At 74.0% G+C, this 13381-nt stretch carries 2 protein-coding genes; both read left to right on the top strand.

Annotated elements, in window-relative coordinates:
• Nucleotides 1-41 precede the first annotated feature (41 nt).
• Nucleotides 42-5750 carry a non-ribosomal peptide synthetase gene (locus IE153_RS40380; protein WP_438817988.1) on the top strand — a complete coding sequence of 1903 codons (5709 nt, stop codon included), beginning with the start codon at nucleotides 42-44 and terminating at the stop codon, nucleotides 5748-5750.
• Nucleotides 5751-5765: 15 nt separating this feature from the next.
• Nucleotides 5766-13381: non-ribosomal peptide synthetase (locus IE153_RS40375; RefSeq protein WP_189594655.1), on the top strand; the 7616-nt coding region annotated here is incomplete at its 3' end.

Below are 13381 nucleotides of genomic sequence, written 5' to 3'. Positions count from 1 at the left end.
GCAAAGCGCAGGGCCGGTTGGATCCGGATGCCGGGGTGATGGTGCAGGCGGTGTGGTTCGCCGAGTCGGGCCGGCTGCTGGTGATGGCGCATCACCTGGTGGTGGACGGGGTGTCCTGGCGGGTGCTGCTCCCCGACCTCGCTCGCGCCTACGAGGGTGTGGAGCTGGAGCCGGTGGGCACGTCCTTCCGCCGCTGGGCACAGGAACTCACCACCCTCGACCGCAGCGACGAACTGGACCTGTGGAAGGCACAACTCGAAGGATCTCAGCTTCCGTTGGGTTCGCGGCCGTTGAACCCGGCTACGGACACCGCTTCGACGGTGGAGCATCTGCATCTGTCGTTGCCGGCGGAGGTGACCGGTGCGCTGCTGACCGAGGTCGCCTCCCGTTACCGGGCGGGTGTGAACGATGTGCTGCTGACGGCGTTCGCCCGGGCGGTCGCCGACTGGCGGGGCCAGGCCTCCTCGCGTGAGGTGCTGGTGGAGCTGGAGGGTCACGGCAGGGAGAACGTCGTCGACGGGGTGGACCTGTCCCGGACGGTGGGCTGGTTCACCAGCATGTTCCCTGTCCGTCTGGACGCGGGCACGCCAGGCGAGAACCCGGGCCGTTCGCTGAAGCGGGTCAAGGAGCAGCTGCATGCCCTGCCGGACCACGGCATCGGTTACGGCCTGCTGCGCCACGCCAACCCGCAGACGGCGTCCGTCCTGTCTCAACTGCCGTCACCGCAGCTCGGCTTCAACTACCTGGGCCGCTTCGAAGTATCCGCGGGCCAGGGCGAGCCCTGGTCCCTGGTCACAGACGTAGACCTGGGCGACGGCCGGGATCCGGGCATGCCCCTGACCCATGTCCTGGACCTGAACGCGGCCACCCTGGACACCCCGGACGGCCCGCGGCTGAACGCGGACTGGTCCTGGCCGTCCGCCCTGTTCACCCCCGACCAGGTGCGCGAGCTGGCCGAGGCGTGGTTCGCCGAACTCCGCGCCCTTGTGGCGCACGTGACCGACCCGCACGCCGGCGGCCTGACCCCCTCTGACGTCCGCCCCTTGGTGACGGTCACCCAGGACCAGATCGACCGCCTGGAGACGGACCATGGGCGACTCACCGACATCCTGCCCCTGTCACCTCTCCAGCAGGGCCTGTTCTTCCATGCGGTCTACGACGAGCACGGCGAGGACGTCTATACCGTCCAACTCGCCCTCGACATCGAGGGAACCGTCGACCGTGAGGCCCTTCGCGGAGCGATCCGCACCCTGCTCACCCGGCACGCGAACCTCCGCGCCGCGTTCCGGAACGACGGCCTCGGCACACCCGTCCAGGTCGTCCCCGCCGACGTCGAACTCCCCTACGCGGAGGTCGACCTGACCACCCTCCCGGAGCAGGTACGCGCCGCCGCGGCCCACCGGTTCGTCGCCGAGGACCGTGCCCGTCGGTTCGATCTCGCGCGGCCGCCGCTGATGCGGTTCACGCTCGTGTCGACCGCGACCGACCGGCACCGGCTGGTGGTGAGCCATCACCACCTGCTGCTCGACGGCTGGTCCATGCCGGTCTTCCTGGGCGAGCTGTTCACGCTGTACGGAGCCGGCGGCGACGGCTCGTCGCTGGGCCGCCTCACGCCGTACCGGGACTATCTGGCCTGGGTCGCCGAGCAGGACCGCGGCGCCGCCGAGGCGGCCTGGCGGCGGGTGCTCGACGGGGTGGACGAGCCGACGCTGCTCGCGGCGCCCGACCCGTCCCGTGCACCGGTGCAGCCGGTGCGCACCCGGGTCGAGCTGCCGCAGGCGCAGACCGCCGCGCTGGCCCGCTGGGCGCGGGAGCGCGGGGTGACCGTCAACACCGTGGTGCAGGCGGCCTGGGCGGTGATGCTCGGGCAGCTCACCGCGCGCGACGACGTCGTGTTCGGCGCCACCGTGTCCGGGCGCCCGCCGCAGGTGTCGGGCGTGGAGTCCATGGTGGGGCTGTTCATCAACACCCTGCCGGTTCGGGTCGCCCTCGACCCGGCCGAGACGTTCGGCGCGCTGCTGGACCGGCTCCAGGCGCAGCAGGCGGGGCTGATGGATCACCAGTTCGTGCCGCTCGCGGACGTCCAGCGCGCCACCGGCGTCGGTGAACTCTTCGACACCCTGGTCGTCTTCGAGAACTACCCGCTCGACGCGAACGGGCTGCGCGCCCAGGCGGGCGGACTGGGCGTCGTCGGCGGCGACAACCACGAGAGCACGCACTACCCGCTCAGTCTCACCGTCGGCCTGGGCCGTTCCCTCGGCCTCGACCTGGCCCACCGGCCGGACCTGATCGGTCAGGACCGCGTCGACACGCTCGCCGCCTGCGTGCTGCGGCTGCTCACGGAGGCCGCCGGGCAGGCCGGCACCCCGGTGGGGCAGCTGCGGCTGCTCACGGACGCCGACGAGCGGCTGGTGCTCGGTGACTGGTCCGGCGAGGCCCACGCGGAGCCCGGTGCCGAACCGCTGCTCGCGCGGTTCGCCCGCCGCGTCGCCGAGAACCCCGGCGCGACCGCCGTGATCTGCGGCGAACAGCGCCTGACCTACGCCGAGCTCGACGACCGCGCGACCCGGCTGGCCGCACTGCTCGGTGAGCGCGGAGCGGGCCTGGAGCGGTTCGTCGCCGTCGCCCTGCCCCGCTCGGCCGATCTCGTCACGGCCCTGCTCGGCGTCCTCAAGTCCGGCGCCGGCTACGTCCCGCTGGACCCGGAGCACCCTGCGGAGCGGCTCGGTCATGTCCTCGCTGACGCCCGGCCCTCCCTGCTGATCACCACCTCCGGTACGGCGAAGGCCCTGCCCGAGTCCGACACCCCCGTGCTGTTGCTCGACGCACCGGACACGGGCCGCGCGCTCGCCGCCCGGCCCGCCCACGCCCCGGCTCCGCCCGCCGCCGACGGCAGGACATCGGCGTACGCCATCTACACCTCCGGTTCCACCGGGCGCCCCAAGGGCGTGGTGATCCCCAGGGCGGCCCTGGACAACTTCCTCGACGACATGTCCGCGCGCGTCCCCATGGACACCGGCGACCGGCTCGTCGCGGTCACCACGGTGTCGTTCGACATCGCCGCCCTGGAGCTGTACCTGCCGCTGCTCGCCGGTGCCTGCGTGGTCGTGGCGAGCCGGGACGAGGTGCTCGACCCCGGTTCCCTCGGCGCGCTGATCACCGAGCACGCGGGAACCGTGCTGCAGGCAACCCCGTCGCTCTGGCAGACCCTGGTGGACCAGGTGCCGGGGACGCTGCGCGGGCTGCGGATGCTGGTCGGCGGCGAGGCCGTACCGGCCGCGCTCGCCGAGTCGATGGCCGCGTACGGACAGCGGGTCGTCAACGTGTACGGGCCGACGGAGACCACCATCTGGTCCACCACGGCCGAACTCGACGGCACCCGGGTGCCGCCCATCGGCCGGCCCGTTCTCAACACGCGCGCCTACGTCCTCGACGGCGCCCTGCGTCCCGTACCGCCCGGCGTGCCCGGCGAGCTGTACCTCGGTGGCGCGGGACTGGCCCGCGGCTACCTGGGCCGGCCCGGGCTGAGCGCGGAACGCTTCGTCGCCGACCCGTACGGGCTGCCGGGGGCGCGCATGTACCGCACCGGTGACCTGGTGCGGTGGGGTACCGGCGGCGACCTGGAGTACCTGGGGCGCACGGACTTCCAGGTGAAGGTGCGCGGCTTCCGGATCGAACTCGGCGAGATCGAGGCGGTGCTGGTTCGGCACGAGGGCGTGGCCCGGGTCGCCGTGGTCGTCCGCGAGGACCGGCCCGGCAGCAAGCTGCTGGTGGCGTACGTGGTGCCGGACGGCACCGCCCCCGACGCCGACCGGCTGCGGGCCCACGCGGCGGCCGAGCTGCCCGACTACATGGTCCCGGCCGCGTTCGTGACGCTTCAGGCGCTGCCGCTCAACACCAACGGCAAACTGGACCGCAAGGCGCTGCCCGCCCCGCAGTTCGGAGCCGGGCCGGCGGGGCGGGCCCCGGCGAACCCGCGCGAGGAACTGCTCAGCGCGCTGTTCGCCGAGGTGCTCGGGCTGCCCCGGGTCGGTGTCGAGGACAGCTTCTTCGCGCTCGGCGGCGACAGCATCGCCTCGGTGCGGCTGGTGGGCCGGGCCCGGCTCGCCGGGCTGGTGCTGACCCCGCGCGAGGTGTTCCGGCACAAGACCGTCGAGGCCCTGGCGGCGGCCCTGCCCGAGGACCCCGGCGAGCAGGCGCTCACGCCCGACCCGGAGGGCGCCGACCCCGCCGTCGGCGTCCTGCCCGCCACGCCGATCATCCACTGGCTGCGCGAACTGGGCGGCCGCGTCGACGGGTTCAACCAGTCGGTCATGGCGCCGGTCCCGGGTGAGCTCACGCAGGAGGCCCTGGCCGCCGTGCTCCAGGCCGTACTGGACCACCACGACATGCTCCGCGCCCGCCTGGTGCGCGGGGCCGGCGGCTGGGGACTGCACGTGCCGCCGAAGGGCGCCGTGCGCGCCGCCGACCTGATCCACCGGGTCGACGTCGCCGGGCTCGACGAGGCCGCCGTGGCGGCGGTCGTCGACACCGAGGGCCGTGCGGCGCAGGACCGGCTCGACCCCGACGCCGGGATCATGGTCCAGGCCGTCCGCTTCGACGCCGGCCCCGACGCCCTGGGCAGGCTGCTGCTCGTCGTCCACCACCTGGTGGTCGACGGGGTGTCCTGGCGCATCCTGATGCCGGACCTGATCGCCGCCCACGAGGCCGTGGCCGCCGGGCGGGAGCCGGTCCTGGAACCGGTGTGGACGTCCTTCCGCGAGTGGGCGCGGGGCCTGGTCGCGGCGGCCGCCGCACCCGAGCGCGCCGCCGAACTCCCGGTGTGGACGGGCATGCTGGCCGGCCACACGGAGGAACCGCTCGGCACCCGTCCGCTCGACCCCGCCCGGGACACCGCCGCCACGGCGCGCTCACTCACCCGCACCCTGTCCGCCGACGTGACCAGGGCGCTGCTCACCACGGTCCCGGCCACGCTCGGCACCGGTGTCAACGAGGTGCTGCTCACGGCGTTCGCCCTCGCCGTCACCGAGTGGGACCGCGACCGGGGGCGCGACCGCACCGGCGGTGTGCTGATCGACCTGGAGGGGCACGGCAGGGAGGACCTGCTCGCCGGTGTCGTACCGGACGCGGACGTCTCCCGCACGGTCGGCTGGTTCACCAGCCTGTTCCCTGTCCGCCTCGACCCGGGCCCGGACGGCGAGGACCTCGCCGGCCTGCCCACCGGCGGCCCCGCCGTCGGCCGCGCGCTGGCCCGGATCGCCGGACAGCTCGCGCTGCTCCCCGACAGCGGCGCCGGCTACGGGCTGCTGCGCCACCTCAACCCGCACACCGCACCCGTGCTCGCCGCCCTGCCGAAGCCCCAGGTCGGCTTCAACTACCTGGGCCGGTTCGGGGCCGGGGACGGCGACGAGGGCGATCAGGGACTGGGCGGCAGCGATCCCGCGATGCCGGCCGCGCACGCCCTGGAACTGAACTCCCTGACCCAGGACCGCCCCGACGGACCCCGCCTGGTCGCCTCCTGGACCTGGCCCGAGGGGCTGTTCACCGAGGACGAGATCGCCGCACTCGCCGATGGCTGGTTCCGCGCCCTGCGCGCCGTGGCGGCCCACGCCGCACAGCCGGGCGCCCGGGCCGTCGAACCGGTCGCGCCGCCCGCGGCACGGCCGTCCGCCGCGCCGTCACCGGCCGACCCGCTGCTGCATCTCGACCAGGACGAGATCGCCGCGTTCGAAGAAGACTTCGAGTTCTGAGTGGAGACAAGCGACATGACCGATGCGAAGCCGCGGCTCGAGGGCATCCTCCCGCTCTCTCCGCTCCAGCAAGGGCTCCTCTTCCACGCGCAGTACGACGTGCAGGGGCCGGACGTCTACACCATGCAGTTCGTCCTCGACCTCGACGGCGGCCTCGACACCGACGCGCTGCACGAGGCCTGCGCGGCCGTGCTGCGCCGCCACGCCGGACTGCGCGCCGCCTTCCGCTACCGGAAGAACGGCGAACCCGTCCAGCTCATCCCGTACACGGTCGCCCCCGACTGGACCCTGGTGGACCTGACGGACCTGCCCGCCGGTGAGCGCGTCGCCGCGGCCGAACGCGTCGCCGCCGAGGACCGGGCCCGCCGTTTCGACCTGACGCGCCCCCCGCTCATCCGGTTCACGCTCGTCGGCCTCGGCGACGGCCGCCACCAGTTCCTCGTCACCGCCCACCACATCCTGCTCGACGGCTGGTCCCGGGCCCTGCTCATCGGCGAACTCTTCGAGCTGTACGGGCTGATCAGGGCGGGCCGCGACGAGACCGCCCTGCCGCCCGTCGCCCCCTACCGCGACTACCTCGCCTGGGTGGCCGCCCAGGACCGCACGGCCGCCGAGGACGCCTGGCGGCAGGTGCTCGACGGCGTGCAGGAGCCGACCCTGCTCGCCGCGCCCGACGCGTCACGCGACCCCGTCGCCCCGGCCGGCACCCGCGTCGAGCTGCCCGCGGACCGTACGGCCGCGCTGACCAGGTGGGCCCGCGAGCGCGGAGTGACCGTCAACACCGTCGTCCAGGCCGCCTGGGCGATCGTGCTCGGCCGGCTGACCGGACGCGACGACGTGGTGTTCGGCGGCACCGTCTCCGGCCGGCCGCCCCAGCTGCCCGGCGTGGAGACCATGGTCGGCCTGTTCATCAACACCCTCCCGGTGCGGGTGCGGCTCGACCCGGCCGAGACCGTCGGCGACCTGCTGGAGCGCCTCCAGGACCAGCAGGCCGGCCTCATGGACCACCCGTACCTCGGCCTCGCCGACCTCCAGCGGCTCACCCCCGTCGGCGGCGAACTCTTCGACACCCTGCTGGTCTTCGAGAACTACCCGGTCGACACCGAAGGACTGCGCCGCTCGGCCGGTGGACTCGGCGTCGTCGACGGCCGCAGCCACGAAGGCACCCACTACCCGCTCGGCCTCATGGTCCACGCCGGCACCACCCTCGCCCTGGAACTGAGCCACCGGCCCGACGTCGTCGACCGGGCCGCCGCCACGGAGATCGGCGACAGCCTGCTGCGCCTCCTCACGGCCCTCACCGGCGCCGAGGACACCCCCGTCGGACGGCTCGACCTGCTCACCGCCGCCGACCGCGCCAAGGTGCTCACCGAGTGGAACGACACCGCTCGACCAGGCGACCCCACCACGCTGCCCGCCCTGTTCCGTCGGACCGCCGACCGGCACCCCGACGCCGTCGCCGTCCAGCACGCCGGCACCGCGCTCACCTACCGGGAACTCGACGCCCGGGCGAACCGCCTGGCCCGGCAGCTCATCGCGCACGGCGCCGGACCCGAGCGCACCGTCGCCCTGGCGCTGCCCCGCTCCGTCGACCTGATCGTCGCCCTGTGGGCCGTCCTCAAGTCCGGCGCGGCCTACCTGCCCGTCGACGCCGCCTACCCCGCCGACCGCATCGCCCACATGCTCGGCGACGCCCGCCCCGCGCTCGTCCTCACCGACTCCGCCACCCGACCACGTATCGCGTCGGCCGCCGCGGACGCCGACACCCCGTACCTGCTGCTCGACGACCCCGCCTGTGCCGCCGCGCTCGCCGCCCTGCCGGACACCGACCCGGACGACGCCGACCGGACCGCCCCCCTGAGCCCGCTCACCCCGGCCTACGTCATCTACACCTCCGGCTCCACCGGCCGCCCCAAGGGCGTCGCCATGCCCGGCGGCGCCCTCGCCAACCTCATCACCTGGCACGAGGAGGAACTCCCCGGCGAAGCCGGCGTGCGCACCGCCCAGTTCACCGCCATCAGCTTCGACGTGTCCGCACAGGAGATCCTCTCCGCCACCCTGTCCGGCCGCACCCTCGTCATCCCCGACGAGGACACCCGCCGCGACCCCGCGGCCTTCGTGCGCTGGCTCGACGCACACGACATCCACGAGGTGTACGCGCCCAACCTGGTCCTCGACGCCCTGTGCGACGAGGCCGTCGGCCAGGGCCTGGACCTGCCCGCGCTGCGCCACCTCGCCCAGGCCGGGGAGGCCCTCGTCCTCAGCAAGCGCATCCGGGACTTCCACCGGCACACCGGCCGGCTCCTGCACAACCACTACGGGCCCACCGAGACCCACGTCGTCACCGCCACCACCCTGCCCGCCGACCCCGACGCCTGGCCCGCCCGGCCCACCATCGGCCGGCCCGTCCGCAACACCCGCGCCTACGTCCTCGACAGCGCCCTGCGCCCCGTACCGCCCGGGGTGCCCGGCGAGCTGTACCTCGCCGGCGCGGGCCTGGCCCGCGGCTACCTCGGCCGCCCCGGCCTGACCGGCGAACGCTTCGTCGCCGACCCCTACGGCCCGCCCGGCACCCGCATGTACCGCACCGGCGACGTGGTGCGCTGGACCGACGACGGCGAGCTCGACTACCTCGGCCGCGGCGACCACCAGGTGAAGATCCGCGGCTTCCGCATCGAACTCGGCGAGATCGAGGCGGCCCTGACCACCCACCCCGCCCTCGCCCAGGCCGCGGTGGTCGCCCGCGAGGACCGGCCCGGCATCAAGACCATCGCCGCCTACCTCGCCCCCGCCGACGGACAGCCCGCCCCCACCCCGGCGGAACTGCGCACCCACCTCGAGGGCACTCTGCCCGACTACATGGTGCCGTCCGCCTTCGTCGTCCTGGACGCCCTGCCGCTCACCCCCAACCGCAAGCTCGACCGCCGCGCCCTGCCCGTCCCCGACGGTGCCGCCGCCGAGGGCCGGGAACCCCGCGACGCCCGCGAGGCCGAGCTGTGCCGCCTCTTCGCCGAGGTCCTCGGCCTCGACCGGGTCTCCATCGACGACAGCTTCTTCGACCTCGGCGGGCACTCCCTGATCGCCACCCGCCTGATCAGCCGCGTCCGCACCGCCTTCGACGCGGAACTCGCCGTCCGCGCCCTGTTCGAGGCGCCCACCGCTGCCGCCCTCGCCGAACGGCTCGCCGCCTCCGGCCGGGCCCGCACGCCCCTCACCGCCATGCCACGCCCCGACGAGATCCCCCTCTCACCCGCCCAGCGCCGGCTGTGGTTCCTCGGCCGCTTCGAGGACGCGGGCGGCAACTACAACCTGCCCATGGCCGTACGCCTGTCCGGCGAACTGCGCGTCGAGGCCCTGCGCGCCGCCCTCGGCGACATCGTCGCCCGGCATGAGAGCCTGCGCACCGTCTTCCCCGAGACCGACGGCCGCCCCCGCCAGCAGATCCTCGCCCCCGAACAGGCCGTGCCGCGCATGCCCGTCATCGGTGTCGCCGAGGAGGACCTGGACCGCGCCCTGGCCGCCGCCGCGGGCAAGGAGTTCGACCTCACCGCCGAACCACCCCTGCGCGCTCGCCTGTTCGCCCTCAACGGCACCGAGTACGTGCTGCTGCTGGTCCTGCACCACATCGCGGGTGACGGCTGGTCCATGGCCCCGCTCGCCCGCGACCTCGGGGCCGCCTACCGCGCCCGGTGCGCGGGCCACGCTGCCGACCTCCCGCCGCTGCCCGTCCAGTACGCCGACTACACGCTCTGGCAGCGCGACGTCCTCGGCGACGAGGACGACCCGGGCAGCGAACTCGCCCGTCAGATCGACCACTGGCGCCGCACCCTCGACGGGCTCCCCGAGGAGCTCACCCTGCCCGCCGACCGGCCGCGCCCGCCCGAGACGACCTACCGCGGCGACACCGTCGGCCTCACGATCCCCGCCGTCACCCACCGCCGCCTCACCGCCCTCGCGCGCGGCGAACAGGCCAGCGTGTTCATGGCCGCCCAGGCCGCCCTCGTCGCCCTGCTGCACCGCCTCGGCGCCGGCGACGACATCCCCGTCGGCACCCCGGTCGCGGGCCGCACCGACCAGGCGCTCGACGACCTCGTCGGGTTCTTCGTCAACACCCTGGTGCTGCGCACCGACCTCTCCGGCGACCCGACATTCCGCGAACTGCTGGCGCGGGTCCGGGAGACGGACCTGGCGGCCTACGCCCACCAGGACGTGCCCTTCGAGCGGCTCGTGGAGATCCTCAACCCCGCGCGCTCGCTCGCCCGGCACCCGCTGTTCCAGGTGATGCTCTCCTTCCAGAACAACGCCGAGGCCACCCTCGACCTCGGCGCCGTCACCGCCACCGGCCGCGCCGTGGGCCTGAAGACGTCCGCCTTCGACCTGTCCGTCGTCCTCGCCGAACGCTTCACCGAGGACGGCACCCCCGACGGCATCGACGGCGGCATCGAGTTCGCCACCGACCTCTTCGACCGGGACACCGCGCAGGACCTGGCCGACCGCCTGGTCCGCCTGATCACCGACCTGGCCGCCGACCCCGACCGCCCCCTGTCCGCGACGGACCTCCTCACCGAACGCGAACGCCACCAGGTGCTGGTCGAGTGGAACGACACCGCCCACGAACACCCCACCGGCACCCTCCCCGGCCTGTTCGAGGAGCAGGCGGCCCGCACACCCGACGCCACCGCCCTGGTCTTCCAGGACATCAGCCTCACCTACGCCGCGCTCAACGCCTGGGCCAACCGGCTCGCCCGCCACCTCATCGCCGAGGGCGTCCGGCCCGAACAGACCGTCGCCGTACGGCTGCCCCGCTCCATCGAGCACGTCGTCGCGCTGCTCGCCGTCATGAAGGCCGGCGCCGTCTACCTGCCCATCGACCCCGGCTACCCGGCCGACCGCATCGCCCACATGCTCGACGACGCCCGCCCCGTCGCCGACCTCGCCGACCTGTCCGAGCTGCCCGCCGTCGACCGGGACAGCGGCTGGTCCGGCGCCGACCTCACCCCTGAGGAACGCGGCGGCGCCCCCCGGCCCGACAACGCCGCCTACATCATCTACACCTCCGGCTCCACCGGCCGCCCCAAGGGCGTCACCGTCCAGCACCGCAGCGCCGTCAACCTCTTCCACGACCACTTCGGCCAGCTGTACGGCCCGGTCATCGCGACCACCGGCGGACGCCGGCTGCGGGCGGCACTCGCGGCCTCCTTCTCCTTCGACGCGGCGATCGACCCGCTGCTGTGGATGCTCGCCGGACACGAACTCCACCTCATCGACGACGAGGCCCGGCACGACGCCACCGTCCTGTACGCCTACGTACAGCGGGTCGGACGCATCGACCACTTCGACACCACCCCCGGGCACTTCCAGCAGCTCCACGAACTCGGCCTCACCGCCGACCCGGAACTGCGCCCGCTGATCGTCGGTCTCGGCGGCGAGGCCCTCGGCGAGGCGCTGCGCCGTGAACTCGCCGGCTTGGACCTTCCGGTCACCTTCAACCTGTACGGCCCCACCGAGACCACCGTCGACGCCCTCGGCCAACAGATCACCGACAGCGACCGCGTCCTGGTCGGCCGCCCGCTGGACAACTACCGCGCCTACGTCCTCGACGGCGCCCTGCGCCCCGTCCCCCCGGGGGCGCCCGGCGAGCTGTACCTCGCCGGCGCGGGCCTGGCCCGTGGCTATCTCCGCCGCCCCGCCCTCACCGCCGAACGGTTCGTCGCCGACCCCTACGGCCCGCCCGGCACCCGCATGTACCGCACCGGCGACCTGGCCCGCTGGACCAGGGACGGCCGCATCGACTGCCTGGGCCGCATCGACGACCAGGTGAAGATCCGCGGCTTCCGCATCGAACTCGGCGAGATCGCGACCGGGTTGGAGACCCACGAGGACATCGCGCAGGCCGCCGTCGTGGTCCGCGAGGACCGCCCCGGCATCCGGGAAATCGTCGCCTACGCCGCGCCCGCCGCCGGACGCCCCGCCCCCACGCCTGACGCACTGCGCCGACGGCTCGCCGAGCGCCTGCCCGACTACATGGTGCCGTCCGCCTTCGTGGTCCTCGACCGGCTCCCCGTCACCGTCAACGGCAAACTCGACCGCAAGGCCCTGCCCGCCCCCGCCCCGGCCACCGCCGCCGAGGGCCGCGCCCCGCGCACCGCCCAGGAGAAGGCGCTGTGCGACATCTACGCCGAGGTCCTCGGCCTGGAGCGGGTCGGCGCCGACGACAGCTTCTTCGACCTCGGCGGGCACTCCCTGCTCGCCACCCGCGTGACCACCCGTGTCCGCTCCCGGCTCGGTGCCGAACTCGCCGTACGCGCCCTGTTCGAGGCCCCCACCCCGGCGGCCCTCGCCGAACGCCTCGGCGACAGGGGCGACACCCGCCCCGCGCTCACCGTGCGCCCCCGCCCCGACACCGTCCCCCTCTCACCGGCCCAGCGCCGCCTGTGGTTCCTGAACCGCGTCGAGGGACCGGGCGCCACCTACAGCATCCCGCTCGCGGTACGCCTCACCGGCCCGCTCGATCCCGCCGCCCTGCGGAGCGCCCTCGGGGACGTCGTGGCCCGCCACGAGAGCCTGCGCACCGTCTTCCCCGACACCGACGGCCGCCCCCGCCAGCTGATCCTCGCCGCCGGCGACGCCCGCCCCGAGCTCGTCACGGTCCCCTACGACGCGGGTGCACTGGCCGCGGAAGCGGCCCGCGGGTTCGATCTGGCCACCGAACTCCCCGTGCGCGCGGCCCTGTTCCGCCGCGCGGCGTCCGACCACGTCCTGTTGCTGGTGGTGCATCACATCGCGGGTGACGGGTGGTCGATGGGTCCGTTGGCGCGTGATCTGGGGGAGGCGTATGCGGCGCGTGCGCAGGGTGTGGCTCCGGTGTGGGAGCCGTTGCCGGTGCAGTACGCGGATTACACGCTGTGGCAGCGTGAGGTGCTGGGTGAGGAGGACGATCCCACCAGTGAGCTCTCGCGGCAGGTGGACTATTGGCGAGGTGCGCTGGCGGGGCTTCCGGAGGAGCTGGTGCTGCCGGCGGACCGGCCGCGTCCGGCGCGGATGAGCTACCGCGGCGACACCGTCCCCTTCCACGTCAGCCGCGAGACCCACCAACGTCTGCTGGCCCTCGCGGCCGAGACCCGCGGCAGCCTGTTCATGGTGGTCCAGGCCGCCCTGGCCACGCTCCTGCACCGCCTGGGCGCGGGCGACGACATCCCGTTGGGCAGTGTGACGGCCGGCCGTACCGACGAGGCACTGGACGACCTGGTCGGCTTCTTCGTGAACACCCTGGTGCTGCGGACGGATCTGTCGGGCGATCCGACGTTCCGTGAGCTGCTGGAGCGGGTGCGCGAGACGGACCTGGCGGCCTACGCCCACCAGGACGTGCCGTTCGAGCGCCTGGTGGAGATCCTCAACCCCGAGCGCTCCATGGCCCGCCACCCCCTGTTCCAGGTGATGCTCGCCTTCCAGAACAACGCGGAGGCCATCCTCGACCTGGACGGCCTGCGCATCGCCCCGGAACCCCTCGCCCACGACGCCGCGAAGTTCGACCTCTCCTTCCAGCTGGCCGAGTCCGAGGACGGCTTGGAAGGCAGTGTGGAGTTCGCGGTGGATCTGTTCGACCGGGTGTCGGTGGTGGGTCTGGCGGC

Origin of the sequence: Streptomyces massasporeus, assembly GCF_014648995.1 — a bacterium.
Classification (GTDB): domain Bacteria; phylum Actinomycetota; class Actinomycetes; order Streptomycetales; family Streptomycetaceae; genus Streptomyces; species Streptomyces massasporeus.
The sequence above is the reverse complement of the archived record's forward strand: the minus strand, read 5'-3'. Positions and strand labels throughout refer to the sequence as shown.